Origin of the sequence: Cupriavidus taiwanensis, assembly GCF_900249755.1 — a bacterium.
In the GTDB taxonomy this organism is placed as follows: Bacteria; Pseudomonadota; Gammaproteobacteria; order Burkholderiales; family Burkholderiaceae; genus Cupriavidus; species Cupriavidus taiwanensis_D.
This window is the reverse complement of sequence record NZ_LT976854.1, coordinates 1,653,299-1,679,805: the sequence shown is the minus strand read 5'-3', so window position 1 is coordinate 1,679,805 and position 26,507 is coordinate 1,653,299. Positions and strand designations below refer to the sequence as shown.

The following is a 26,507-nucleotide window of genomic DNA, read 5'->3' as shown; positions in this document are numbered from 1 at the left end:
GTTGAAATTCTCTGAACGTTGGTTTCGACGAGCCTCCGGCGCCGGTCCACGGGTTTTCCCCGCGCCTCGGCGCGTAGCCATCGGGCCACGGCCGGGATAAAGTTGCGCCATATCCACCCACGCCCCGGCGCTGCCCGACTTCGCGCCCCCAACCGCTTTCGATTCCCATGAACCCAGGCGGCAGGCAGATTCCGGCGATGCGGCAGCAGCGCCGCTTCCCTTATCGTTTCCCGGCACTTTCTGCGCTGGCGTGCGCGGCGCTGCTGCTGGCCAGCGCCGCCGCGCGCGCGGCGGATGCGCCCGACACGGCCGTGGCCGCGGCCACCGGCGAGACCCTGCCCGACGTGGTGGTCAGCGCCACCCGCAGCGAGCAGCGCCGCTTCGATGCGCCCGCCGCGATCGACAGCGTGCCGGTCGATCCCCTGCGCAGCGCCACGCCGCTGGTGAACCTGTCGGAAGTGCTGGCCGGCGTACCGGGCGTGGCGGTGCGCGACCGCCAGAACTATTCGCAGGACCTGCAGCTGGCGGTGCGCGGCTTCGGCACGCGCTCGACCTTCGGCGTGCGCGGTGTGCGGCTTTATGTTGACGGCATTCCCGCCACCATGCCGGACGGGCAGGGGCAGGCGTCCACCGCCGACCTGGCCAATGCCAGCCGTGTCGAGGTGCTGCGCGGCCCGTTCGCGCAGCTGTATGGCAATGCCTCGGGCGGGGTGGTGCAGGTGTTCACGCCGGATCCGCCGAAGGACGGCTTCACCGGGCGCGTATCGACCGGCTTCGGTGCCGACGGCCAGTGGCAGGCCGGCGTGGCGCTGGCCGGCGGCAATGACCGGCTCGGCGCGTCGCTCGATGCATGGACCTACCAGACCGACGGCTACCGCGAGCACAGCGCGGCGCGCCGCTACCAGCTCAATGCCAGAGTGGTGGCGCAGCCGGCCAGCGGCACGCGCGTGACCGGCCAGTTCAACTACTTCAACCAGCCGCTGGCGCAGGACCCGCTCGGCCTCACCCGGGCGCAGGCCGATGCCGATCCGCGCCAGGCCGTGGCCGCGGCGACGCAGTTCGATACCGGCAAGAGTGTCGAGCAGGCCCAGGCCGGGGTGGCGGTGGACCACCAGCTCAGCGAGACCGACAGCCTGTCGGCACGCCTGTACGGCGGCACCCGCAACCTGTACCAGCGGCTGGGCTTCAGCGGCGCCGCGCTCACGTCGTCCGGCGGCATCGTCGACCTCGACCGCACTTACGGCGGCGCCGCGCTGTCCTGGAGCCGGCGCACCACCACGGCCGCGGGTTTGCCCTTGCTGTGGAGCGCCGGGCTTGAAGCCAACGGCATGCGCGATGGCCGCAACGGCTACGTCAACCAGAACGGCACGCAGGGCGCGCTGCGCCGCGATGAAACCAATACCGCGACCGACCTCGGCGCCTTCGCTCAGTTCGACTGGACTTTCCATCCGGCCTGGCAACTGGTGGGCGGGGCGCGCGCCAGCCGGGTGCGGCTGGGCATCGACGACCATTTCATCACCGCGGCCAGCCCCGATGACAGCGGCCATGCCAGCTACAGCAACGTCAGCCCGGTGCTGGGCCTGGTCTGGCATGCGCTGGATTCCCTCAACGTCTACGCCAACCTCGGCCGCGGCTTCGAGACCCCGACGCTGACCGAGGTGGCCTACGGGCCCGGCGGCGTCGGCAGCAACCTGGGCCTGCAGGCCTCGACCAGCCGCCAGGGCGAGATCGGCATCAAGTGGCAGGCGGCGGGCCAGCGGCTGGAAGCGGCGCTGTTCGATGCCGACAGTCATGACGAGGTGGTGCCGCTGGCCAACAATGCCGGGCGCACCGTCTACCAGAACGTCAGCGGCGTGCGCCGGCGCGGGCTGGAGCTGGGCTGGCGCGGCGGCTTTCTCGATCAGGTCGGCACGCCGGGCCAGGGCGGCGGCAGCCGGATCGAGGCCGGGCTGGCCTATACCTGGCTCGACGCCTACTTTGGCGACGGCTTTACCAACGCGCAGGGCCAGGCGGTGGCGGCCGGCAACCGGCTGCCCGGCACCGCGCGCCACAGCCTTGCCGCCGACCTGTCGTGGCGGCCGCTCGCGCCGCTGACGCTGGGGGCCGAGCTGCGCGTCGACAGCCGGGTCTATGCCGACGACCTCAACACCCAGGCCGCGCCGGGCTATGCCGTGATCAACCTGCGCGCCGGCTATGCCTTCCGCATCGGCCCGACGCACTTTTACCTGTTCGGGCGCATCGACAACCTGGCCGACCGGCGCTACATCGGCTCGGTGATCGTCAACGAGGCCAACGGGCGCTACTTCGAGCCGGCACCGGGCCGGCGCTTCTTCATCGGGCTGCGCGCAGCGCTGTAAGCCTCGCGCCGATTGCCTCGGCTGTCGTTGCCCTTTAAGGTGTTGGCTTTGGCCGGCGCCCCCACCGGGTTGGACAGCGCAGGCCGGACCCGGAGCCGCACCATGACCTCGCCCGCGCCCGACGACCGCACCCGCCGCATCATGCTGTGGGTGGTGGCGGTCGGTTTCTTCATGCAGACGCTGGACTCGACCATCGTCAACACCGCGCTGCCGTCGATGGCGCACAGCCTGGGCGAGAGCCCGCTGCGGATGCAGTCGGTGGTGATTGCCTACTCGCTGACGATGGCGGTGATCATCCCGGCCTCGGGCTGGCTGGCCGACCGCTTCGGCACCCGCACCATCTTCCAGACCGCGATCGCGCTGTTCGTCGCCGGCTCGCTGCTGTGCGCCTACGCGCCGACGCTGAACTTTCTGATCGGCGCGCGCGTGGTGCAGGGCGTGGGCGGCGCGATGCTGCTGCCGGTGGGGCGGCTCTCGGTGCTGCGCACCTTTCCGCGCGAGCAATACCTGCAGGCGCTCAGCTTCGTCGCCATTCCCGGCATGATCGGCCCGCTGATCGGCCCCACGCTGGGCGGCTGGCTGACCCAGGCGCTGTCCTGGCACTGGATCTTCCTGATCAACGTGCCGGTGGGCGTGCTGGGCGCGCTGGCCACCGTGCGCTACATGCCCAACGCGCGGCTGGCCGGCGTCGGCCGCTTCGACCTTGCGGGCTACCTGTTGCTGGCCACCGCCATGCTGGCGCTGTCGTTCTCGCTCGACGGGCTCGCCGGGCTGGGCTTCCAGCACGCCACCGTGCTGATGCTGCTGATCGGCAGCATGGCCGCGCTGACCGCCTACGGGCTGCACGCCAACCGCAGCAAGCAGCCGCTGTTCCCGTTGCGGCTGTTCCGCATCCACAGCTTCAGCGTCGGGCTGCTGGGCAACCTGTTCGCGCGCATCGGCAACGGCTCGATGCCGTTCCTGATCCCGCTGACGCTGCAGGTCAGCCTGGGCTATGCGCCGCTCGATGCCGGCCTGATGATGCTGCCGGTCACCGCCGCCGGCATGGCGTCCAAGCGGCTCGCCACGCGACTGATCCAGCGCCATGGGTATCGGCGCGTGCTGGTGTCGAATACGTTCGTGGTAGGGGTGGTGATGGCGGGATTTGCGCTGATCACGCCGCAGCTGCCGCTATGGCTGCTGGTGCCGCTGCTGGCCGTGTTCGGCATGGTCAATTCGATCCAGTTTACGGCGATGAACACGGTCACGCTGAAGGACCTCAGCGGCGCCGGCGCCAGCAGCGGCAACAGCATGCTGTCGATGGTGCAGATGCTGTCGATGAGCCTGGCCGTGACCGCGGCCGGCGCGTTGCTGGCAACCTTCCAGCACCGCTTTGGCGGCGATCCCGCCGCGGTGCTGCCGGCCTTCCATGCCACCTTTATCTGCATGGGGCTGATCACCTGCGCGTCGGCCTGGATCTTCATGCAGCTGGGCGTGCGCGAGGCCGCGCCGGCGCTGCCGGTGCAGCATGGCGAGAAGGAGGTGTAGCGCCCGGAACTTACCGTGCGCTGCGCGGCTCCTATTTCTATCCCGTTGAAGCCGGCCGCGGCCGGTACCAGGAGGCGCCCATGCGGCCGACCGGCAAGCCCGACTCCGAACCCGCGGTGTCATCACCCGGCGCCGCCGCCAGCGCCAGCGGCAGCACGGTGCCGCGCAGCGCCCCGGCCACGCCGGACGGCGCCGGCGCCGTGGCCGGGCCCGCGGCGGCGCCCGGCAAGATCCACGCGGCGGCGCGCCCGCGATTGATCACACACCGCGACTGCCCGCCGCCGCACACGCTGCCGGGCTGTGCCTGCGCCGACATGCTGTCGCCCGCGGCGCGCTATGGCGAGCTGTTCGTCGACGTCCAGCACAGCGGCCTGTTCGCCGACAGCAAGACCTTCCCTGACTGCATTCCCAACTGCGACCCGGACCTGATCGTGGCGCGCTATCGCGAGCTGCGCGGCACCCCCGGCTTCTCGCTGGCGGATTTCGTGGAGTCGTATTTCACCCGGGCCACCGTGCCGGACAGCCACTACGTGTCCGATCCCGCCAGCACCCTGCGCGAGCATATCGACAGCCTGTGGCCGGTGCTGACGCGCGCGCCCGTGGCCCATCCGCCGCTGTCGTCGCTGTTGCCGCTGCCGCACCGCTACGTGGTGCCGGGCGGCCGCTTCGGGGAACTCTATTACTGGGATTCCTACTTCACCATGGAGGGGTTGGCCGGCAGCGGGCACGACGACCTGATGGTGGAGATGACGCGCAATTTCGCCTACCTGATCGACACCTACGGGCTGGTGCCGAACGGTACCCGCAACTACTACCTGAGCCGCTCGCAGCCGCCGGTGTTTGCGCTGATGGTGGACCTGCTCGAACGCGAGCAGTTGGCCCGCGCGCTCGACTTCCTGCCGCAGCTGCGCCGCGAATACGCCTTCTGGATGGACGGCGCCGACGGCCTGGGTCCCGGCCACGCGCACCGCCGCGTGGTCTGCCTGCCCGACGGCGCGTTGCTCAACCGCTACTGGGACGACCGCGCCTGGCCGCGCGAGGAGGCGTTCCTGGAAGATATGGAGACCGCGCTGCGCAGCGGCCGGCCGCACCATATGGTGTTCCGCGACCTGCGCGCCGCGGCGGAGTCGGGCTGGGACTTCAGCTCGCGCTGGCTCGATGCGCCTGACTTGCCCGACGGCCAGCCCGCTGACCTTGCCACCATCCGCACCACGGCGCTGCTGCCGGTCGATCTCAATGCGCTGCTGTGGCACCTGGAAACGCGCCTTGCCGCGCTGTGCGATCAGGCCGCCGACGCCGCCGCGGCAGCAACTTACCGCGCCGCGGCGCAACGGCGCAAGGCGGCCATCCGGCAATACCTGTGGCACGGCGCGGCGGGTGTCTTTGTCGATTACGACTGGTGCCGCGGCGCGCCGCGCCGGCATCTCACCGCGGCCACCGTGATGCCGCTCTATCTCGGCCTGGCCAGTCCGGCGCAGGCGCAGGCGGTGGCGCAGGCGCTGCAGGACCGGCTGCTGGTCGACGGCGGGCTGGCCACCACGGAGTGCACCTCGGGCCAGCAATGGGACCATCCCAACGGCTGGGCCCCGCTGCAATGGCTGGCGGTATGCGGCCTGGAGCGCTATGGCCATAAGGCCCTCGCAGGCGAGATTGCGCGGCGCTGGCTGGCTACCGTGGCCAGCCTGTACACCCACGAATGCAAGCTGGTCGAGAAATACCGCATCCGGCGTATCGAAGGCGCCGCCCAGGGTGGGGGCGGTGGCGAGTATCCGCTGCAGGACGGCTTTGGCTGGACCAATGCGATTGCCGGCGCGCTGATGGCACGCTACGGCGAGGTGCCGGCAACGTGCCGCGCGGATGACGTGGCCGCCTGAGCCGCGGATGCGCTGGGCTCAGCATTGCCGCGCGAGCGCGTCGGCGATCTGCTTCACATTGTCCTGCATGGCGCCCAGCCCGGCGCCGCCGAGCAGGTACCAGCTGGCCGGATCGAGATACACCACCTGTCCGCGCTGCCAGGCACGCCCGCCATGCAGCGGCGCCACGTCGAGCAGTTCTTTTGCCGACGGGCCGGCGCGGCCGATGGCGGCATCGCGGTCGATCACCAGCAGCCAGTCCGGATCGGCCTGGCGGATATCCGCCGGCGTCACCGGCATGCCGCGCGCGCCGGCTTCGGGAGCGGCGGCCAGCGCCGGGCGCAGGCCGAAGGCCGCATGGATGACGCCAAAGCGCGTGCCTGGCGGCTGCGCGCTGATCTTGCCGCCGGTGGTCAGCAGCACCAGCGCGGTACCGGCGCCCGCTGCCTGCGCCTGCAGGCGCGCCACCGCCGCGCGCAGCGCCGCCACCTGCTGCGCGGCCCGTGCCTGGCGGCCGGTCAGCTGGCCCAGCAGCGCCGCCTGCGCGGCGACGCTGCCTACCAGGTCGTCGCGGGACGGGCTCAGGTCCAGCGTGGGGGCCAGCTTCGCCAGCGCTTCATACTTCGATGCCGAGCGCCCGCCGACCACGATCAGCTGTGGCGCCAGCGCGCGCAGCGCGTCCATGTCGGGCTCGCCCGCGGACCCGATGCGGGTGTAGCGCGCGTCCTCGTAGACGCCCAGCCTGCCCGGCAGCTTGCCGTCGGGCACGCCGGCCACCGGGGCGTCCAGCACGCGCAGCGTGTCGAGCGTGGCCAGGTCGAACACCGCGATGCTGGCGGGATGGTCGGGCACCTCGGCGAGGCCTTGTGCATGCCTGACCTGCAGCGCGCGGGCGGGCAGGGCGGGCGCCAGCAAGGCCGCCGCGCAGGCGGCCAGCAGGCGCCGCCGGGTGGATTGGTGCTTCGTCATGGAATTCCTCTTTGAGATCAAGGCGCCGCCCGGCCCGCACGGGGCGAGCGGGAGCACGCCAACAGGGGCTCAGAACTTGACCGCCACGCTCATCCAGTAGCGCCGGCCGTCCTCGACATAGCCGTAGTCGGTGTAGTTCACCTGCTTGTCGAACAGGTTGTAGATGCCGGCGAACACCGACACGTTCTTGGTCAGCGCGTAGGTCGCGCCGAGGTCGACGAAGGTGTAAGACGGCGCCACCACGGTGCTCGACGACGGCCCGGTGATCGGCTGGCTCTCCTTGCCGCGGTAGTTGACGCGCGCCCACGCGTTGACCTTCTCGCTCGGCCGCCAGTTCAGCGTGGCCACCAGCAGGTGCATCGGCAGCTGGTTCAGCGGCTGCCCCTGGTACTGCCCGGTCTTCTGTTCCGAGCGGGTATAGGTATAGCTGCCGGTCAGCGACCACGCCTGCGCGATGGGCCAGCGCAGGCTGGCTTCCACGCCGCGCGAGTAGGCGCGGTCCACGTTCATGTAGGTGGTCGGGGCGGCGCCGAACTGGTTGGGGCCGTCGGTGCATTGCGTGAGCGGGCAGGCCACGCGCGTGATCTTGTCCTTGAAGTCATTGTTGAACAGCGTCACGCCGGCCTGCAGGCCGTTGCCCTTGTCGTAGAGCAGACCCAGTTCCTGCGACACCATGGTCTCGGGCTTCAGGTCCGGGTTGCCGTACATATTGCCGCCGCGGCTGGTCTGGCCCCAGCCGGCCACGGTCTGGCGCAGGTCCGGCGCACGGAAGCCGGTGGACACGCCGCCCTTGACGGTCCACCGCTCGGCCGCGTGCCACACGCCGTACAGGCGCGGGCTGTAGTGCTGGCCGAAGTTCTGGTCATGGTCCATGCGCACGCCGCCGGTCAGCGCAAAGCTCTGCGCCAGGCGCCATTCGTCCTCGGCGAACAGGGCCCACTGGTAGCGCTCGACCTGGCTGGGGCCGCCGGCGATCTGGTTGCCGGTCTGGTCGTTCAGGCGCTGGTTCAGGTATTCGGCGCCGACCGACAGCATGTGGTTGCCCAGCGGCATGGCCCAGCTGGTGCGCGCATCCAGGTTCTTGATCTTCATCCGGCGGCTGCGGTTGTCGAATTCCTCCTGCTGGATATAGCTGTCGGAGACGCCGAAGCCCCAGCGGCCGGTGTGCGACAGCGCGTATTTCTCGCTGCGGTAATCGGTCTCGGACGACGTGGGGCAGCCGGTGCGCGGGCACGGCGTGCCGGGCGGCAGCGGCGGCAAGGTCTTGCCCACGGTCTCGCTGCGCTGCTGGCGCATGCCGGTGGCCTCGAACACGATGTCGTGCTGGCGCGTGGGCGTCAGCGCCAGCTTGGCGGTCAGGCTTTCGGCGCGGCGGCCGCGGAAGCCGTAGTCGATCTCGTCCTCGACGCGGTGGGTGCTCTGGCCGTACAGCTGCAGCCCCAGCAGGTCGCTCTTGAGCGGGCCGGCCAGGTAGAAGTTGCCCTGGTACTGGTTGCCGGAGTCGCTGTGCTGCTGCAGCGTGGCATCGCCGCGCAGCTCGCCGGTCCATTGCTTCGGCACCTTGCGCGTGATGATGTTGACCACGCCGCCCATGGCATCGGAGCCATACAGCGACGACATCGGCCCGCGCACCACCTCGATCCGCTCGATCGCGGCCAGCGGCGGGGTCCAGCTGCTCTCGACGCCGGACGAGTCGGAGTTGGTGCGGGTCTCGCGCGAACTCTGGCGCTTGCCGTCGATCAGCACCTGGGTGTACTTGGCGCCCATGCCGCGCAGGCTGATATCGGTGCGGTCGCCGCCGCCGCTGACGATCACGCCCGGCACCTCCACCAGTGCGTCGTTGATGTCGCGGTAGGCCTTGTTCTCCAGCTCCGAACGCGTGACCACGCTGATCGAAGCGGGCGCGTCGCGGATGTCCTGCGCGCTGCCCGCCGCGGTCACCACCACGGTGGCGAGCGTGGCTTCCGTCCTGGAATCCTGCGGCTGCGCCCCGGCCCCCGCCATGCCCGAGGCCGCGCATATCGCGGCTAGCCCCTTGGCCCATGGCCCCCGCGGCATGCCCGCCGCTTGTGCTGCCGCCTTCAATGCCAACCCGCTTGCGGCTGCCTGCCTGTCCTTCATTATTTTCCCCGCTTCATGCAAATAACAATCATTCTCATATTAGAATTGGGGGCGCAAATTGCTTACCAGTCACTTTGGAAAGCTTTTGTTTTCTTGACGTTTCTTGACGGAACCGGGAGCCGGCGGCAGTCCCTCGCCCGCCAGGCCCGGCAAGCTGCATGCTGATGTGTTCTGACCCGCCGCCTGCGCGCGTGCTGCTGATCGACGACGACCTGGAACTGGCGCAGATGCTGCGCGAGTACCTGGAGCCCGACCACTGCACCGTCACGCTGGCGCATACCCGCGCCCAGGGCGAGACCCTGCTGGCCCGCGATGACTACGATGTCGCGCTGCTGGACCTGATGCTGCCCGACGGCAACGGGCTGGAGCTGCTGCGGCGGCATCGCGCGCGCTCGCAGCGCCCGGTGATCATGTTTACCGCGCATGGCGACGAGACCGACCGCGTGCTCGGGCTGGAACTGGGTGCCGACGACTACCTGAGCAAGCCCTTCAGCCCGCGCGAACTGCGCGCGCGCATGCATGCGGTGCTGCGCCGGTTCCGCTGCGCGCTGCCGGCCACCGGTGCCAGCCCGTGGCTGGAGACCGGCGCGCTGCGCCTGAACCTGGCTTCCGGCGAAGCCATGCACGGCCCGGCGCGGGCCGTGCTGACCGGCGCCGAGCAGCGCGTGCTGGAAATCCTGATGCGTTCGGCGGGCCGGGTGGTGACGCGCGAGGAGATCGGGCGCTTCGCGCTGGGACGCGCCCCGGAGCGCTACGACCGCAGCCTCGACACGCATGTCAGCGCGCTGCGCCGCAAGCTCGCGCTCGACGGCACCGCCGCGCCGCTGCGCATCCGCAACCTGCGCGGCCAGGGCTACCTGCTGGTGCAGGCGCCGTGAACGGCTGGCGTCGCGTGCGCGCGCTGTTTCCGCTGTCGCTGTTCTGGCGCAACTTCCTGGCGTTCTGGCTGGGCATGGCCGCGATCGTCGGCATCGGCATGGCGCTGACGGCCGCGGTGGCGTGGTACCGCTTCGAGGCGCTCGACGGCCTGAGCCCCGCCGCGCTGACCGCGGACGCGGTCGAGGTGGCGCGCACCCACGGCCGTCCCGGACTGCGGCGCTGGCTGCGGGCGATGGACTCGCATGCGTCGGCGCTGGACGTCTATATCGTCGACCACGCGCTGCACGACATGCTGGGCCGCCAGCTGCCGGCGCGGCTGCGCAACCATCTCGCCGACCGCATCGTGCCGATGTGGGGCGCGGGCATGATCGGCCAGGCGGTCGCGCAGGTGCCGCGGCCCGGCGCGCGTGTGTCCTGGTGGGATCCGCAACCGATCACGCTGCCGGACGGCAGCGAAGTGCTGATGCTGTTCCTGCCGTTCGACTCGTCGCGCTGGGAGGTTTTGCACCTGTCGCCGGTGGCGCTGGCGCTCGGCCTGTTCGCGCTGGCGGTCTCGGCGCCGCTGTGCTGGGCCCTGACGCGGCACGTGAGCGGCCCGGTGCGCCGCCTGCGCGAAGCCACGCAGGCCCTTGCCGACGGCGAACTGGCCACGCGCACGCCGCCGGTGCTGGCGCGCCGCGCCGACGAGCTGGGCCAGCTCGCTCGCGATTTCGATGCCATGGCGGACCGGCTGCAGCGCCTGGTCGACTGGCGCGAGCAGCTGCTGCGCAATATCGCGCATGAACTGCGCTCGCCGCTGGGGCGGCTGCGCCTGTCGCTGGAACTGGCGCGCCGCCGCGACGCCACGCTCGAACTGCAGTTCGAGCGCATCGAGCGCGAGACGGAGCGGCTCGATGCCCTGGTCGAGCGCACGCTGCAGCTGGCGCGGCTGCACGCGATGGCGCCGGTGCGCAGCGCCATCGACCTCGCCGGACTGGTCGACGTGATCGTGGCCGATGCCCGCTTCGAGGCCGCGGCCCGCGGCGTGGCGATCCGCTGGACCGCGCCCGACGAACTGCGCTTCGACGCCGATGCCGCGGCGCTGGGCAGCGCCATCGAGAACATCCTGCGCAATGCCATCCGCTACACCGACCCGGCCGCGCCGGTGAGCGTGACGTTGCGGGCCGACGCGCAAGCGATCCGGCTCGACATCGTCGACGGCGGCCCGGGCGTGCCGGCCGAAGCGCTGGCCAGCCTGTTCGAACCGTTCTATCGCGTGCGCAGCGGGCCGGGCCAGCCGGCCGGCGCGGGACTGGGGCTCAGCATCGCGCAGGCGGGCATCGCCGCGCATGGCGGCACGGTGTGCGCGCGCAATGCCGCGCCGCGCGGGCTGGCGGTGTCGGTTTGCCTGCCGCGCGCGGCATGACCTACGGACTGGCGACCCTGCAATAGGGCGCCCTGCAAGGCGCCCTGCAAGCGGCGCCGGCCGTGCCCTTGGCGGCACATCGCATTTGCCGCGCCGGCCTTGTCCGGCGCCGGATCCAGCCGGTGACCGGCAACCCTGCCCCGCCTCGGGTGACGTCTACGCATGATGAGATTGCATTGGCGTGTCAAAGGGAAAATTCCGAACCAGATCTAAGGCTTGCCTGATTGGTGGCATTAAGCCCCATCCCTATATTCCACATGTCCCCGGGGCGGCCGGCAACTGCGCACCCTCATCGGCAATTGCACGCGGCACGGGGCAGGGCGGGATCCGCCGGATCCGCATGCCATTGACCTACCAACCTTCGAATCACCCATCATGACCAATAACAAGCTTCTCGCCGCACTGATCGTCGCCGGTACCGCCATGGGCGCGCAGTTTGCCCATGCCACCGATGGCACCATCACGTTCAATGGCAAGATCGTGGGCCAGACCTGCACTATCAACGGCAACGGTAATGGCCCCGGCATTGCCAGCTTTACCGTGCAGTTGCCGACGGTCTCGACCTCGACCCTGAACCAGCCCGGCAACGTTGCCGGACAGACGCCCTTCAACATCGCGCTGACCAACTGCACGCCGGACAGCGGCAACGTGCATACCTTCTTCGAGGCAGGCCCGACCACCGACGCCACCACCGGCAACCTGATCCTGGATGCGGGCGGCGCCCAGAACGTGCAGATCCGCCTGCTGAACGGCGGCACCGCCAACACCCCGATCAAGGCCGGCTTCACCGATGCGGCGCAGAATTCGAACTCCGTTTCCATCCTCGGCGGCGCGGCCACGATGTGGTACTACGCGCAGTACTACGCCACCGGCGTGGCAACTGTCGGTCCGGCGAACTCCAGCGTGATGTATTCCATCTCCTACGAGTAAGCCTGGGGCCCCAGGGTGCGGAGCGTGTTACCGGCGCGCTCCGCGCCTTGCACTACCCGACGTCGCGCCGGTAAATCAATCTGGCGGTCCATCAGGTTGCCGGTTCCTCGGAACCATGCACCCGCTGCCATCATGAACATGACGATCAAGTCCCTGATTTCCGCCGGCGTTGTTGCGCTGGGACTCTTGAGTGCAGTGCAAGCGCAGGCCTCCGTGGTCATCGCCGGTACGCGGGTCATCTATCGCGCCCAGGAGACCGAGGTCACCATCAAGCTGACCAACGAAGGCAAGGCGCCTGCGTTGACGCAAACGTGGATCGACAAGGGCGATCCCAAGGCGGCGCCGGCCGCCATCGAAGTCCCATTTACCGTGACCCCGCCCGTGTCGCGCATCGACCCGGGCAAGGGGCAGACGCTGCGCATCCTCTACACCGGCGAGCCGCTGGCGCAGGACCGGGAATCCGTGTTCTGGCTCAACGTGCTCGAAATCCCGCCCAAGCCATCGGCGGAAGAGGCCGAGACCAACAAGCTGCAACTGGCGTTTCGCTCGCGCATCAAGCTGTTCTTTCGACCTGCGGGCCTGCAGGGCACGGCGGAAGAGGCGCCGCGCACGATCCGCTGGCGCATCGTCCAGGCGGGCGGCAAGCCTGCGCTGGAAGGCAGCAATCCCAGCGAGTATCACGTCTCTTTTTCCAGGATCGAAGTGGTCGGAGGCGGCAAGACCGCGCGCTTTGAAGAGGGCGGCATGATCGCGCCGGGCGAAACCCGGAGCTTCCCGCTGACCGGCGAGGTGGCGCAGGGCCCGGACACCAAAATCCGCTTCAACACCATCAACGATTACGGCGGCGCCGCGCACGGTGAAGCCGCGCTTGACGGCGGCGCCACCCAGGCAGTTTCACGCTGACCTTGCGCCGGGCGGCGCCCGGCGATCTTCCAGGCTGATTCCTTCGATTGACGATGCCGCGCAGGCGGCAGGGGCAAGTCTTGCCCGCGCAGTGCCAGAAATCCGGCATATATCATGAAATTCAAGAAGACCTCGTCGTTCCCGTCGCGGCTGCGTCCGGCCAGCGCGGTGGTGTTGTCCTTGTTTGCCAGCGTGAGTGCGTGGGGAGCGCCCGGCAGTTCCAGCGGTTCGGCGCTGGTCGCCGAAGTCGAGTTCAACGACACCTTCCTGCAACAGCCCGGCGGGGTCCGCATCGACATCAGCCGCTTCAACAAGGGCAACGTGGCCTTGCCCGGCAACTATCGCGCCGAGCTCTACGTGAACGGCATCTGGCTGGGCCGGACCGAGGCGACGCTGCGCCAGGTGGGCGACGACACCCGCAATGTGCAGCCGTGCTTTGACCGCGCCGCGGTCGAGCGCACGGGGATCGACCTGGCGAAGCTCTCGCCCGAGGCCACGGCAAAGCTGGTGGCAGGCTGCGTGGCGTTGCCCGAGCTGGTGCCCGACGCCACCGCCAGCTTCGACAATGGCGAGCAACGGCTGGACCTGACCGTGCCGCAGATTGCCATGTCGCGCACGGCGCGGGGCTATGTCGACCCCAAGTACTGGGACGACGGCGTCACCGCGGCGCGGCTGCAGTACAACGCCAACGTCTACCACTCGGATGCAAGCGGGCTGTCGACCACGCAGAGCTACGTCGGCCTGAACGCCGGCTTCAACTTTGGCGGCTGGCGCTTCCGTCATGTCGGCAACCTGACCCATGGCGATTTCGAAGGCACCCGCTACCAGAGCGTGCAGACCAGCCTGCAGCGCTCGCTGGCGCCGATCCGCAGCCAGCTGGTGATAGGAGAGGCCTATACCGACGGGGCGCTGTTCGACAGCTTCGGCTTTCGCGGCGTGCAGGTCGCCAGCGACGACCGCATGTATCCGGAATCGCAACGCGGCTACGCACCGGTGGTGCGCGGCATTGCCAACAGCAATGCCCGCGTGCAGGTGCGCCAGAGCGGCAACATCATCTACGAAACCACGGTCGCTCCCGGCGCGTTCGAAATCACCGACCTGTACCCGACCGGCTATGGCGGCGACCTGGAACTGGTGATCACGGAAGCCGACGGCAGCGTGCGCACCTCGCGCCTGCCCTTTGCCGCGGCCGTCAATGCGCTGCGCCCGGGCATCACGCGCTACAGCATTACCGTGGGGCAGTACCGCAATGTCTCGCTGCAAAGCCGGCCGATGATGATGCAGGCAACGGTCCAGCACGGCATCAACAATATGGTGACCGGCTACGGCGGCTTTATCGCGGCGCAGGACTACACCGCGGTGATGGGCGGCGGGGCGCTGAACACCGACCTGGGTGCGTTCGGTGCCGACATCACGCAAGCCTGGACCACCCTGGAGGCGGGCGGGCGCAGCGGCCAGAGCGTGCGGCTGTCGTACAGCAAGCTGGTGGCGCCGACCAACACCAACCTGACGCTGGCCGCCTACCGCTACTCCAGCAGCGGCTACCTCAGCATGGCCGATGCCATGGCGCTGCGCGATCTGGAACAGCGCGGCATGGCCGCGGGCATGTTCATGGGCGGAATCCAGCGCGGGCGGCTGCAGATGACCATCAACCAGATGCTGCCGCAGGGCTACGGCTCGTTCTACCTGACCGGGTCCACGCAGAACTACTGGAACCGCAGCGGCAGCGACACCCAGTTCCAGGCGGGCTACAACAACAGCTACAAGCGCATCAACTACGGCGTCTCGGCATCGCGCCAGTTCAACGTCAACGCCGGCAAGTGGGATAACCGGGTGATGCTGACGGTGGGCATCCCGCTCGGCACCGGCCAGCATGCCCCTTACTCGATGACCAGCGTGTCGCACGACTCCAATGGCGGCACGTCGCTGCAGGAGGCGGTGACCGGCACGCTGGGCCTCGACAATGCGTTCACCTACGGGGTCAACGCCGGCTACACCGGCGGCGGCAACAGTACCGACACCGCCACCGTCGGTGCCAATGTCGGCTATCTGTCGCCCTTCGCCGCCCTTACCGCCAGCGCGAGCAAGGGGCGCAACTACTCGCAGGCCGGCTTCGGCATCAGCGGCGGCATCGTCGCCTATGCCGGCGGCGTGGCGTTCACGCCGATGCCTGGCGACACCATGGCCATCGTCGAGGCCGCGGACGCAGCCGGCGCGCGCCTGACCAACGGCAGCGGCCTGCGCGTGGACCCGTGGGGCCACGCCATCGTGCCAAGCCTGACGCCGTTCTCGACCAACCAGGTCGAGATCGACCCCAAGGGGCTGCCGATCAGCGTGGCGCTGAAGACCACGCAGCAGAACACGGCACCCACCGCCGGCGCCATCGTGAAAATGAAGTTCGAGACCGAGAACCCCGGGCGTGCCGCGATCCTGCGGGTCATGGGGCCGGATGGCACGCCGGTGCCGTTCGGGGCGGAGGTCACCGACGCGCAGGGCCAGGCGGCCGGCACCGTGGGGCAGGGCGGGCGCATCATCGTGCGCGGGCTGAAGCAGGACAGCGGCGAGCTGCTGGTGAAATGGGGTAGCGATGCAAAATCCTCATGCGCGCTGCACTATGCGCTGCCGCCCGAAGCCGCGAGCAAGGCCAACCCGTTTACGGTGCTCGACGCGGCGTGCGTGGCATCGGCGGCGCGGTAACCTGGGGCATGACATTGCCCGTGGCCATCCGCCGGCCCAGGCGACGCGGCTGTCTGGCGGGGTGAGCCGGGATGAGCCCGGATGAGGCGGGATGTTGATGCATAATCCATAGGCAATTCCCTAGCCACCGGGCGCCGGGCGAACCGGGCCCCGGGCGGCATCCGGCAGGTTGCTGAGAAGGAGCTTCGCCAATGACCAATTGGCTGTCTCGCGCAAACAAGCAGTTTTCCGGTCGCCTTCTCGCCGTCGTCGTTGCCCTGCTGATCGTGGTGATCAGCGGCTGTCTCGCCTTGTTTCTGCATAGCCGGTTCCAGCGCGTCGTATGGGAGCAGGCGTGGGCCGCGCGCCAGCACTTCGGCGCCGTGCTGGCGGCCAAGGCCACCCATGAGTACTTTATCCGGCGCATGGCCGAGATCACCGGGCCGGAGTACCGGCTGGTGCGCAACGACCGGCCCGCGACCCAGCTCGACGCTTTGCTGAGGGCCGTGCCGGCCGGCAGCGCGCGTGCCGTCGCGTTGCCCGGACTGATCAATCCCGCGACCCTGATGCGGGGCGCGCCGGTGCCCGGCGCGGACCGCTCCGTGGCGGTGTCGCACATCATCCGCTTTGCCATCTTCGAGCGCGCGTATTGGGGCACGGCGCCGCAGGGCGTGCGCTCGGTATTTCTGCTGGCCGACGGCAGCGAGGCGCTGGTGACGCCCGCGGTGCCGGCGGCGCTGCCGCTGAGCGGGCCGCTGGTTGCCGATGCGGTCAGCAACTGGGCCAAGGCGCTGGCGCGCCGCTCGCACGAGGCGCGCGCGTCGACGCCGGCAGGCACGCCGCTGTGGGCCGGGCCCTACCCTGGCGTGATCGGGCAGGAAACGATGCTGAGCTGCTTCCTGCCGGTTCACGATGCCGCGGGCACGCTGCTGGGCTATGCCGCGACCGCCATTCCCGTGCGCGCGCTGATGGGCGATGTCAGCATGCCGGCGGGCCAGGTGGGGCAGGTGGGCCAGCCGGTATCCGGCAAGCGCGCCGTCTTCTTCGATGAACGCGGCAAGCTGCTGTTCCAGGGCCGCGATGCCGGCTGGTTGCGTCCACACGCCCTCAACGAGCGGGTCGCGCGCGAGCTGGCCGCCAGCGAGCAGGGCGTGGCCTACTGGTTCGAACAAGGCAGCCTGATGATCGGCAGCATGGGGCGCGACCACGGCTGGCGCGCGGCCTATGCTTATCCGCTGTCGCAAGCGCTGGCCGACCACGGACTGGCGCTGGCGGCGGCGCTGCTGCTCTATGGGCTGGGCATCGCCGCGGTGCTGCAAGGCGCGCGCATGGTCCGGCGCCGGGTCCTGGTGCCGATGCAGCGCAACGCCGAACGCATCGAGGACAGCGAGCGCTTCAACCGCACCGTGATGCAGGCCGCGCCGGTGGGCCTGCGCGTGGTGCGCACCGCCGATGCGCACGTGCGCGCCGAGAACGCGCTGGCCGCGCAATGGCTGCCGCTCGATGCACGCACCCAGGGCCGGCCATGGCTGGACGCCATCCTCGCGCTGCGCGGCGATGCGCCGGTGCGGCTGGAAGTGCGCGTGCCGGCAGGCACCGGTGCCGCGCGCGACGTGCTGGTGATCGGCTGCCGTACCCGCTTCGAAGGCGAGGACGTGTTGCTGTGCGCGATCCATGACGTCACCGACGAACGCGAGGCGCACCGCAAGCTGGCACGCGCCCGCCAGCTTGCCGACGAGGCCAGCGCCGCCAAGCTGCGCTTCCTGGCCACCATGAGCCATGAGATCCGCACGCCGTTGTACGGCATGCTGGGCACGCTGGAACTGCTGTCGCTGACCAGCCTGGCGCACAGCCAGCGCGAGATGCTGTCGACCATCCGGTCCTCGTCGCAGGTCCTGCTGCAGATCCTGGACGACCTGCTCGATTACTCGCGCGCGGAAGCGGGCCAGATGCAACTGGACAGCGTGCCGTTCGATCCGGTCGACCTGCTCGAGTCGACGGTGCGCGCGCAGGCGCCGATTGCGCTGCAAAAGGGCCTGGCGCTGTCGTGCTATCCGGAGCCTGGCCTGCCCTGCCTGGCCGGCGACCCGGTGCGGGTGCGCCAGATCATCGGCAACCTGCTCGGCAATGCGCTGAAGTTCACCGCCACGGGCCATGTCATCGTGCGCCTGGGGCGCGCGCAGGGTAGCGAGGCGGCCCACGCCGCAGGCCGGCTCACGATTCAGCTCGAGGTCGCGGATACCGGGCCCGGCATCGCGCCCGAGATACAGGAAAAGCTGTTCGAGCCGTTCGTGCAGGCTGACCCCTCCACCGCCAGGCGGTATGGCGGGACCGGCCTGGGCTTGTCGATCTGCCGGCGCCTGGCCGCGCTGATGGATGGCAGCGTTTCCGTGCACAGCGAGCCGGGTAAGGGCAGCGTGTTCCGCGTCTTGCTGAGGTTGCCGCAGGCGGGCCCGCGCACGGCGCTGGAGCCGGTGCTGCCGCCGGTGGCCGTGCTGGCCGATGACGGCGACATCCGCCAGCATGCCATCGACACGCTGCGCGCGCTGGGCGGCAAGGCGATCGCCTGCAGCGGGTCGGCGCCGGAGGCGGGCATGGTGCTGTTCGTCGGCACCCGCCGTATCACGGCCATTCCGGAGGGCTATGCCGGCGTGGTGTTCGGACGCGCCGATGGCCCCACTGAACCGCAGGTGGTCGGCGGCAGCTGGGTGGTCAACGCCTACCACCAGGCCGGCATCCTGCGCGCGCTGTGCCTGGCCGCCGGCATGACGCCGGCGAGCGCGCCGCCAGTGGCCGCGGCCGCCGATCCGGTGCCGCAGCTGGGCCTGGAAATCCTGGTGGTCGACGACCATCCCTACAACCGCCTGCTGATGCAGCAGCAACTCGACCGCCTGGGCTGCCGCGCCACGCTGGCGGCCGGTGGCGAAGAAGCGCTGGCGCTGTGGCAGCAGCGCAAGTTCGACCTGGTGCTGACCGACGTCCACATGCCCGGCATGGACGGCAATGAACTGAGCCGCAGGCTGCGCGCGCAAGGCGCCACCGTACCCATCGTGGGCCTGACCGCGAGCATCGCGCAGGGCGAGGCCGAGCGCTGCATGGAAGCCGGCATGGACCGCTACCTGTCCAAGCCGGTGCTGCTGGGCCCCCTTGCCGATTGCCTGCGCGCCGTGCTGCCGGCGCGTGCCGCCGCTGCGGCGCAGCCGGCGGTCGAGGCAGCGGAATTGCCGCGGCTGAACGACAGCATCGTCAGCCAGGCGCTGCTGGCGCACACCATGCGCGAAGATTTCGCGGCGCTGTCTGCTGCCGCGCGCAGCGGCGAACTGAAGACGATCCGCCACCACGCCCATCGCATGCGCGGCGCCATGTCGCTCGCCGAAGACGGCGACGAAATCGTCGCGTTGTGCCGGGACCTGGAACTGGATGTGACCCAGGCGCAGGAGGCGGTGCAGGCCCATGTCGATAACCTGGCTTTGTATCTTGCCGCGTACTTTGACGGGCCCGACGATCCGGCAAACAGCCAGCATGGCAGCGGGAACGGCCACGCCGGCGATCGGCGGAGTAGTATTTAAGGAATACCTTAATTCAGGTTTTTCGGAAGACTCCTAATATTCAAGGCAGCGAAGATGACCGGTATCGAATACCGGCTCAGTTCCCCGGCACACCGGTGCGTGGCCGTGGAACCAAAAAAATCAGGGGGTAAGCATGATCAAGATAATCATCGCCGATGACCACCCCGTCGTCCTGGACGGAATGAGCCGCGTGCTGGCGCTTGAAGTGGGCATGCAGGTCGTGGGCAGCGCCACCAATTCGACGCAACTGGTCGCGTTGCTCGAAAGCACCGATTGCGACGTCATCGTGACCGATTATTCCATGCCCGGCGGGCAGTTTGGCGACGGTCTGCCGATGCTGCAGATGCTGCGGCGCCGCTATCCCACCACGCGCATCGTGGTGATGACCATGCTGGATAATCCGGCGCTGATCCGCAATATCCAGAAGGTCGGCATCTCGGTAATCCTTAACAAGACCGATCCGGTGCAGGAACTGATTCCCGCGGTGCGCGCCGCGTTCAGCGGCCTGAGCTACCAGCCGGCGTCGGTGCGCGCCATCCTCGCCTCTGGCGGTCTCGATGAGCTGTCGCGTCGGCCGATCCTGACGCGGCGGGAACTCGAAGTGATCCGGCAGTGCGCGGCCGGCGTGCCGGTCATCGAGATTGCGCGCCAGGCCAATCGCAGCAGCAAGACCATCAGCGCACAAAAGAGCATTGCCATGAAAAAGCTGGGCCTGGCAAACGATTATGAGCTTTACGAATATGCCCGCACCAACGGCCTGCTTGGCGGTGCGTGATAATCGCGGCCGCCGCGCGGCCGCACTTGCGTAAGCGTCCCCTTTCCGCTTCTCATTCCCCCTCTCGTTTTCACTGCCGATTTCCGTGCGGGCGCCGGCCCGTTGCGAATTGCCGGTTTGCGTTCGCGCCCGCGTGGCCTCGGCAAGTGCTGATCAGAAAATACCGCGAACATTTCAGGCTTGGCTGATTCCGAAAGCGCGTCGCTTGGCTCATCCTGAAGCCGGGACAACGCTGGAGCGTAAGGCGGCCATGGAAAAAATCCGGGTGATCGTCGCGGACTCGCAACCTGTGATGCGGCGGCTGTTGGGCCGGCGACTCGCGGCCAGTGCCTGCATCGAACTCGCCGGCCTGGTGGCCGATGAACGTGGCCTGATGCAGGCGCTGGGGCAGGGCGCCTGCGATGTGGTGGCGCTGCGCTTCCCGCTCTGCAACGGCAACGGCCGCGGCGCGGCCGGCTACGCCCACCTGGGCGAGCGGCTGGCCGCGCTGGGCCGCCAGCGCGTGGTCGCCATCGCCAACATCGCGGATCGCGCCGGCGTGCTGCAGCTGATCAAGGACGGCTGCCGCAATGTCGTCACCGCCCGCGACCACGCCGACGAGGTCGTCAAGGCGGTCCGGCTGGCGCACCTGGAACTGGCCTCGGTCTCGGAAATTGCCTGTGACCTGATCTGGGGGCGGCGCTGCCGCAGCCTGGGCGACTGCGACGACTGGGCCGAGCTGCTCACCACCCGCGAAAGCGAAGTCCTGCGGCTCTATCTGTCCGGCTTGTCCGTGACCGAGATCGCCGTGCGTACCGGGCGCACCGTCAAGACGATCAGCACGCAAAAGCAGAGCGTCATGCGCAAGGTCGGCGCCGACAACGACGTCGAGCTCGCCGCCTTCGCCATCCAGCGCGGCATGTTGTGAAGGGCCGGCGCTGCGCGCGCCCGTTTCTCGTCACAACCATTTTCAACCGGCCGGACGCTCCGGCCGGTCGCGATTTCTATACGAGGTATGTCATGAAAAGGCTGATGCCGGCCGACAACAGCGCCGCATTGCCGCTGAGCATTCGCCAGATCCGTTATCTGGTTTATCTGTTCTCGGCCTGCGTGGTGGGCCTGACCGTGTTGTCCTGGGGCGTGCTGCTGCATTACCGCCTGCGCGAGGCGATCGACCGGCAGGGCATGGTGCTGCGCGTGCAGTCCGAACAGCTGCAGGCGACGCTGCACCGGGCCGAAGCGCTGACCGTGCGCGCGCAGGGATCGCTGACGCGGCTGTCCGATATCGGCCTTGCCGACGAAGTCGCGGCTGTCCGCGACGCGCAATGGACCGACCGCCTGCAGCGCCGCGGCGACCGGCCGTATATCGCCTTGCCGGTCCCGCCAGCGCCCCCCAGCGTGCCGCGCAAGCGGCTCAGGGACCTGGCCGAAGTGATGATGTTCACCTTTCGCGTCAACAACCTGCAGTACCGCGACGTGCAGAACGCTTACCTGATCGACCTGCAGGCCGACCAGCTGTACGTGATCCCGCGCCGGCTCAATCCGGCGCGCGCGCTGTTGCAGCGCGAAGACGCGCGCCAGACCTTCCTGAGCGACACCCTGCAGCGGCTGCGCAACGACGCGCTGGTGGCGCGCCTGCGCGCACATCCGGGCCAGGCGGTGATGCTGCCGCCGGGACAGGACTGGATCAGCGGCATCCGCACCGTCACCTTTGCCACGCTGGTGCAGGACGGCGGCGAGGCTGACGCGGTGCTGGCGATGGAATTCCCGCTGTCGCCGATGCTGCCCGACGGGCAGGCCATGGAGGGCGACTTCATGCTGCTGACCGACGCCGGCATGGTGCTGGGCGCCGACGGCATGCCGGCCGGCCCGCTCGATGCGCCCGTCGCCGCGGCGCTGGCGTCCGACGGCGCGCAGCCGGGTACGGTGCGTTCCGCGCTGGTGCGGCACGGGCTGCTGCAGCATGAGGTGGTGCTGGAGTACCCGCTCGACGCCTGGGGCTGGCGCACCGTGGCCGTGGTCGAGGTCGGCCGCGTGTGGCGGCAGTTCCGGGAGAACACCTTGTGGATGCTGGGGCTGACCGGTTCGCTGTCGCTGCTGATCTTCGGCTGGATCCGGCTGATCGACCGGCGCATCATGCGCCCGGCGCAGCGCCAGTCCCGGCGCCTGCAGGAAAGCGACGCGCTGGGGCGCTTCGTGATCGAAGTGGCGGGGGTGGGCCTGATGATCGTCGAGCGCAATACGCGCCAGGTGCTGCTGGCCAATGCCGCGGCGCAGTCGCTGATCGGCCAGGCCACGCCCGCCGCGCTGGCGCAATTGCAGGACGCTTGCGAAACGCGACTGGCGAGTTGCGATGCCAGCGCCGAGGGACCGCCGCAGGTGCTGCCCTGCTTCGACGTCGACATGGCCTGCAGCAACGGCGAGACGCGCTACCTGGAAGTCCGCCTGGTGCAGATCACCTACGAGGTCCGCGCGGCGCTGCTGTGCGCGCTCAACGATGTCACCGAGGCGCGGCGCGGCGAGGCGCGCCTGCGCGAGGCCATCCGCGCCGCGGATGCCGCCAACCGGGCCAAGTCTTCGTTCCTGGCCACCATGAGCCATGAAATCCGCACCCCGCTGAACGGCATGCTGGGCAGCATCGAGCTGCTGAGCATGACCCGGCTCGACCCGCGCCAGCGCGACCAGCTGGCCGTGATGCAGCACGCCTCGCAATCGCTGATCGACATCATCAACGACGTGCTCGACTTCAGCAAGATCGAGGCCGGGCAGATGTCGCTGCAGCCGCGGCCGTGCCGCCTCGATGAGGTGGTCGAGGAAGTGACGCGGGGCTTTGCCGCCGAAGCCGCGCGCAAGCACCTGCGCCTGCTGTGCATCAACGATCCGGCGCTGTCCGAACCGGTGATGGCCGACGTGGTCAAGCTGGAGCAGATCCTGAACAACCTGGTCAGCAACGCGGTCAAGTTCACCGAACAGGGCAAGGTAATCATCGTGGCCAGGCGCATGCGGCCGGCGCAGGGTGGCGGCGAAGGTGTCGAGATCCGCGTGGTCGATACCGGCATCGGCATCGCGGCGCACGACCAGCGCCGCCTGTTCGAGCCGTTCGTGCAGGCCGAGCAGCCGGATACGCGCCACTATGGCGGCACGGGGCTGGGCTTGTCGATCTGCCGGCGGCTGGTCGAGCTGATGCACGGCGAGATCCGCGTGGTCAGCGAACCGGGGCTGGGCAGTTGCTTTATCGTCAGCCTGCCGCTGGCCGGTGCCGGCATCGCCGCGCCCGCGGAGGCATGGCCGCAGGCTGCGCTGCGCGGGCTGACCGTCGGCCTGAACGTCACCCTGCACGAGCTTTATCAGGGCATCGAGCAACTGCTGCGGTTCTACGGCGCGCGCGCGGTCCGGTACGATCCCGGCGCGCCCCCGGTGACACCGGTCGACGTGCTGGTCTGCGACGCCGAGGCGCTGTCGGCCTGCCCCGACGCCGATGTGGTGATTTCCGCGCTGGCGCCGATCACTCCGGACCTGACCCAGAGCCCGGTGGTGGCCTCGCCGTACGCCTGGCAAGGCCTGGTCGCCGCGATCGCGGCCGCGGCGGGCGCGGAAGTGGCGGCGGTGCCCACCGTGGCGCCGGCCCGCGCCGAGGCGCCCGCCGCGCAACTGGCCTTGCTGCTGGTGGAAGACCACCCCATCAACCAGGTCGTCATGCGCGAGCAGCTGGAAAGCCTGGGGCAATCGGTCGACCTGGCCAGCGACGGCCCCGAGGCCCTGTCGCTGGCGTCGGGGCGGCACTACGACCTGATCCTGACCGACCTGCAGATGCCGGGCATGGACGGCTTCACGCTGGCGCGGCGCCTGCGCGAGGCGGGACATGCCATGCCCATCGTCGCCATTACCGCGAGCGTGGGGCCCGATGTGTCCGAGCGCTGCCGGCAGGCCGGCATCGACCGCTGCCTGACCAAGCCGGTCGGCCTGGCCACGCTGCGCGAGCTGCTCGAGGAGTTCTCCGGCACGCGCGTGGGCGCACGCGCCGTGCCCGAGCGGCATGCCGGCGGCGGCGCCGTGCTGCATGCCGAGGCGCTGCGCAGCGACCAGCGCGCCCTGGCCGAGGCGCTGCTCGCCGGCGATGCCGAGACCTTCGCCCAGCGCCTGCACGGGCTGGCCGGCGCGCTGGCGGTAATGGGCCATTCGGTGCAGAGCCAGGCCTGCCGCTGGCTGGAGCAGACCGTGCGGCGCGCCGGGCTGGGCGCGATCGGTGCCGACTGGCAAGCCATCCATGCCGAACTGGAGCAACTGGCGGAGCGGCTGGAAGCGCAGTGCGGCAGCCACGCCGCCTGATGCCGGCGCCGCGGTCGCGCGTGCATTACTGCAGATCGGCGAGCCGCTGGCGGCACAGGCTCACGAACTGCTGGGCCGCGGTGGATTGGCCCAGGCCCGGATGGAAGGCCAGGATGGCGCGGAACCGGACCGGCGCGGTCAGCGGTACGCTGCGCAGCCCGAGCGCGACATAGGTGCGGGCAACCAGGGGATTGGTGATGGCCAGCCCGGCACCGGCCAGCGCCAGCGAGCACTGCGTATGGCTGTACGGCGTCGTCGCGACGAAACGCGGCGCGATGCCGAGTTCGGCAAAGCAGGCCTGCAGCCGGCGTTGCGCGGGGTCCGCGGCATCCAGTCCGATCAGCGGTACGTCGACCAGGTCCTCGATACCGATTTTTGCGCGGGCCGCGAACGGATGCGTTGCCGGCGCGACGCAAACTGCCTGCACCGCATAGAATTCGGAAGCGGTCAGGCCGCTGGTGTCCGCTTCGTCGCCCATGAATGCGATATCGAGTTCGCGCTGCAGCAGGCGCTCGCGCAGGCCGCGGGAACTGTCCACCTCGAGCTGGCAGCGAACGCGCGGATAGTGGTGGACGAAGTCCGCCACCGCCGCCGGCATCACGCTGGACGCCATGGCGTGCAGCACTCCCACGCGCAGCACCGTATCCTCATGGGTGCGCAATTGATCGATCCTGCGCTGCACGGCGTCGAGGCCGACATAGACGCGTTCGACTTCGTCCATCAGCGACGCCGCCTCGGGCGTCGGCACCATGCGCCCCTTGCTGCGATCGAACAGCCGCAGCCGCGCCGCCTTTTCCAGTTGCAGCACGATCTGTGTCACGGCGGGCTGGCTGATATGCAGCGCCTCGGCGGCGCGTCGCGCCGATCCCAGGCGCATGACCATGCGGAACACCTCGATCTGGCGGGCGCTGATGCCTGTGTCTGCGGCAGTTTCCATCTCTACCCTATAAGTTTTGCTTAAGTTGATCATCTACCCGCCTGCGCAACGGGGCCGTGGCCTGGCATAGACTCAAGCCACTTTCACTCCGGCCTTTGCCATGCACGCCAGCCGCACTCCGTCCCCGATCAAACCGCTCATCAATCCGGCGATGCAGGGGCTGCGATGCATCACCTGCGAGGCCCGCTATCCGCTCGAAGACATGCCGGAAGGCTGCCCGGCCTGCGCCGCCGCAGGTCAGCCGAGCAGCCTTGAAGCGGTCTACGAAGCCCGGGCACTGGATTTTGCACCGAAAAGCGGAAGTTATATGTGGGGCCACTGGCAGCCATACCTGGACGGCATGTCCCTGGGCGAGGGCGCCACGCCATGCGTGCCGGTGCCTGCGCTGGCTTCGCTGGCCGACGTGGCGTCCGTCTGGATCAAGAATGAAGGCGCCAACCCGACCGGCTCGCACAAGGACCGCATGTCGGCGCAGGCCATCAGCCGGGCCCTCGATATCGGCGCGCGCGAGGTGGTGCTGGCGTCGAGCGGCAACGCCGCCGTCTCGGCCGCGGCCTATTGCGCCGCCGCGGGGCTGGACTGCGAGGTCGCGACTTACCAGGCGCTACCCGCCGTATTCGACACGGCGTTGCGCTATTACGGCGCGCGGCGTGTCGTCTGCGACGACGGCCACGCGCGCTGGGCGCATGTGCGCCGGCGCGTGGAGCACGAGGGCGCCTTCGCGCTGACCAACTACAGCGTGCCCGCGGTGGGCAGCCCTGTATTCGGGGTGGAAGGGTACCGGGCCGTGGCACTGGAGTGGGTGGCGCAAGGATGCCGGCCCGACCATGTCATCGTGCCGACCGCGCGCGGCGACCTGTTGTGGGGCATCTACAGCGCGCTACGGGATCTCGTCGCGCTGGGGCACCTGCCGGGCATGCCGCGACTCTGGGCCGTCGAGCCGTTTCCGCGGCTTTCGCGGGTGCTGGCGGGCGCATCGCAGCAGGCTGACTTCGCTGGCACGACCCGGCAATTCTCCACGGCCGGCTCGACCGTGACCGCGCAACAGGTGCTTGCCGTCAGGCGCTCGGGCGGCGGCGCGGTGGTCGTCGGCGACGCGGCGGCACGCGACGGCACCCGCCATCTCGCTGCCGCGGGATTCTGGGCCGAACTGTGCGCCGGCGCGGGATTTGCCGCGACGCAGGCACTGCGCGCCGACGGGCGCATCGGCAGGACGGATGCCGTGATGCTGATGCTGACCGCGCGCGGCGACCGCGATCCGGGACAAGCCTGAACTTCAAACACCTTGGGGAGACACT

16 protein-coding genes are annotated in these 26,507 nt (G+C 69.4%); 13 read left to right on the top strand and 3 right to left on the bottom strand.

The features are described 5' to 3' along the window. The first annotated feature begins 167 nt into the window (after positions 1-167). The 3 genes from CBM2594_RS23170 to treF all read left to right on the top strand — a co-directional run bounded on the left by CBM2594_RS23170 (position 168) and on the right by treF (position 5,758). Positions 168-2,357: a TonB-dependent receptor family protein gene (locus CBM2594_RS23170; protein WP_116359132.1), complete on the top strand. Its 2,190-nt coding sequence runs from the start codon at positions 168-170 to the stop codon at positions 2,355-2,357. A 102-nt stretch (positions 2,358-2,459) separates the two neighbouring features. Beyond that, positions 2,460-3,884, top strand: coding sequence for a multidrug transporter subunit MdtD (mdtD, locus tag CBM2594_RS23165; RefSeq protein WP_116359131.1), 1,425 nt, complete (start codon positions 2,460-2,462; stop codon positions 3,882-3,884). A gap of 80 nt (positions 3,885-3,964) precedes the next feature. Then, positions 3,965-5,758 (top strand): alpha,alpha-trehalase TreF, encoded by a 1,794-nt coding sequence (treF, locus tag CBM2594_RS23160; RefSeq protein WP_116359130.1) that lies wholly within the window; start codon positions 3,965-3,967, stop codon positions 5,756-5,758. 18 nt (positions 5,759-5,776) lie between these two features. Here the strand turns inward: treF and CBM2594_RS23155 are convergent, their stop codons facing one another. Together CBM2594_RS23155 and CBM2594_RS23150 are read right to left on the bottom strand one after the other, a co-directional pair. Continuing rightward, complete coding sequence (locus CBM2594_RS23155; RefSeq protein WP_116359129.1) at positions 5,777-6,706, bottom strand: siderophore ABC transporter substrate-binding protein; 930 nt, start codon at positions 6,704-6,706, stop codon at positions 5,777-5,779. 69 nt (positions 6,707-6,775) lie between these two features. After that, on the bottom strand, positions 6,776-8,764 hold the full coding sequence (locus CBM2594_RS23150) for a ligand-gated channel protein (protein WP_116359128.1): 1,989 nt from the start codon (positions 8,762-8,764) through the stop codon (positions 6,776-6,778). A 221-nt stretch (positions 8,765-8,985) separates the two neighbouring features. Here CBM2594_RS23150 and CBM2594_RS23145 point away from each other — a divergent pair, with 221 nt between their 5' ends. From CBM2594_RS23145 to CBM2594_RS23105, 9 genes are all read left to right on the top strand, one after another. Beyond that, the gene (locus CBM2594_RS23145; protein WP_116359127.1) at positions 8,986-9,705 is read left to right on the top strand and encodes a response regulator transcription factor; all 720 of its coding nucleotides are present in this window, start codon (positions 8,986-8,988) and stop codon (positions 9,703-9,705) included. Next, a complete protein-coding gene (locus CBM2594_RS23140; protein ID WP_116359126.1) occupies positions 9,702-11,111 on the top strand; it encodes an ATP-binding protein in 1,410 nt (469 codons plus the stop codon). Before CBM2594_RS23145 ends, CBM2594_RS23140 begins: the two co-directional genes overlap by 4 nt. 375 nt (positions 11,112-11,486) lie before the next feature. Then, entirely contained in the window at positions 11,487-12,041 is a 555-nt protein-coding gene (locus tag CBM2594_RS23135; protein ID WP_116359125.1) for a fimbrial protein, read from the top strand. Positions 12,042-12,173: 132 nt separating this feature from the next. Beyond that, positions 12,174-12,944 (top strand): fimbria/pilus periplasmic chaperone, encoded by a 771-nt coding sequence (locus CBM2594_RS23130; protein ID WP_116359124.1) that lies wholly within the window; start codon positions 12,174-12,176, stop codon positions 12,942-12,944. Positions 12,945-13,058: 114 nt separating this feature from the next. Continuing rightward, positions 13,059-15,641: a fimbria/pilus outer membrane usher protein gene (locus CBM2594_RS23125; protein ID WP_116359123.1), complete on the top strand. Its 2,583-nt coding sequence runs from the start codon at positions 13,059-13,061 to the stop codon at positions 15,639-15,641. 191 nt (positions 15,642-15,832) lie between these two features. Continuing rightward, a complete protein-coding gene (locus tag CBM2594_RS27045; RefSeq protein WP_116359122.1) occupies positions 15,833-19,189 on the top strand; it encodes an ATP-binding protein in 3,357 nt (1,118 codons plus the stop codon). Positions 19,190-19,322: 133 nt separating this feature from the next. Beyond that, on the top strand, positions 19,323-19,964 hold the full coding sequence (locus CBM2594_RS23115; protein WP_111516845.1) for a response regulator transcription factor: 642 nt from the start codon (positions 19,323-19,325) through the stop codon (positions 19,962-19,964). A gap of 133 nt (positions 19,965-20,097) precedes the next feature. Further along, positions 20,098-20,871 carry a LuxR C-terminal-related transcriptional regulator gene (locus CBM2594_RS23110; RefSeq protein ID WP_232346719.1) on the top strand — a complete coding sequence of 258 codons (774 nt, stop codon included), beginning with the start codon at positions 20,098-20,100 and terminating at the stop codon, positions 20,869-20,871. A 92-nt stretch (positions 20,872-20,963) separates the two neighbouring features. Beyond that, the gene (locus CBM2594_RS23105) at positions 20,964-24,272 is read left to right on the top strand and encodes a hybrid sensor histidine kinase/response regulator (protein WP_116359120.1); all 3,309 of its coding nucleotides are present in this window, start codon (positions 20,964-20,966) and stop codon (positions 24,270-24,272) included. A gap of 25 nt (positions 24,273-24,297) precedes the next feature. On the opposite strand, the gene CBM2594_RS23100 is transcribed toward CBM2594_RS23105, so the two are convergent. Beyond that, positions 24,298-25,209, bottom strand: coding sequence for a LysR substrate-binding domain-containing protein (locus CBM2594_RS23100; RefSeq protein WP_116359119.1), 912 nt, complete (start codon positions 25,207-25,209; stop codon positions 24,298-24,300). Between the two features lie 307 nt (positions 25,210-25,516). On the opposite strand from CBM2594_RS23100, the gene CBM2594_RS23095 reads away from it, so the two are divergent. After that, on the top strand, positions 25,517-26,482 hold the full coding sequence (locus tag CBM2594_RS23095; RefSeq protein WP_232346718.1) for a pyridoxal-phosphate dependent enzyme: 966 nt from the start codon (positions 25,517-25,519) through the stop codon (positions 26,480-26,482). Positions 26,483-26,507: the final 25 nt, after the last annotated feature.

Excerpts from the sequence above, each read along its gene's own strand:
- CBM2594_RS23100 (WP_116359119.1), bottom strand. The coding sequence starts at position 25,209 with ATGGAAACTGCCGCAGACACAGGCATCAGCGCCCGCCAGATCGAGGTG.
- CBM2594_RS23155 (WP_116359129.1), bottom strand. The coding sequence starts at position 6,706 with ATGACGAAGCACCAATCCACCCGGCGGCGCCTGCTGGCCGCCTGCGCG.
- CBM2594_RS23170 (WP_116359132.1), top strand. The coding sequence starts at position 168 with ATGAACCCAGGCGGCAGGCAGATTCCGGCGATGCGGCAGCAGCGCCGC.
- CBM2594_RS27045 (WP_116359122.1), top strand. The coding sequence starts at position 15,833 with ATGACCAATTGGCTGTCTCGCGCAAACAAGCAGTTTTCCGGTCGCCTT.
- CBM2594_RS23125 (WP_116359123.1), top strand. The coding sequence starts at position 13,059 with ATGAAATTCAAGAAGACCTCGTCGTTCCCGTCGCGGCTGCGTCCGGCC.
- CBM2594_RS23095 (WP_232346718.1), top strand. The coding sequence starts at position 25,517 with ATGTGGGGCCACTGGCAGCCATACCTGGACGGCATGTCCCTGGGCGAG.
- treF (WP_116359130.1), top strand. The coding sequence starts at position 3,965 with ATGCGGCCGACCGGCAAGCCCGACTCCGAACCCGCGGTGTCATCACCC.
- CBM2594_RS23130 (WP_116359124.1), top strand. The coding sequence starts at position 12,174 with ATGAACATGACGATCAAGTCCCTGATTTCCGCCGGCGTTGTTGCGCTG.
- CBM2594_RS23105 (WP_116359120.1), top strand. The coding sequence starts at position 20,964 with ATGAAAAGGCTGATGCCGGCCGACAACAGCGCCGCATTGCCGCTGAGC.
- CBM2594_RS23115 (WP_111516845.1), top strand. The coding sequence starts at position 19,323 with ATGATCAAGATAATCATCGCCGATGACCACCCCGTCGTCCTGGACGGA.
- CBM2594_RS23150 (WP_116359128.1), bottom strand. The coding sequence starts at position 8,764 with ATGCCGCGGGGGCCATGGGCCAAGGGGCTAGCCGCGATATGCGCGGCC.
- mdtD (WP_116359131.1), top strand. The coding sequence starts at position 2,460 with ATGACCTCGCCCGCGCCCGACGACCGCACCCGCCGCATCATGCTGTGG.
- CBM2594_RS23145 (WP_116359127.1), top strand. The coding sequence starts at position 8,986 with ATGCTGATGTGTTCTGACCCGCCGCCTGCGCGCGTGCTGCTGATCGAC.
- CBM2594_RS23135 (WP_116359125.1), top strand. The coding sequence starts at position 11,487 with ATGACCAATAACAAGCTTCTCGCCGCACTGATCGTCGCCGGTACCGCC.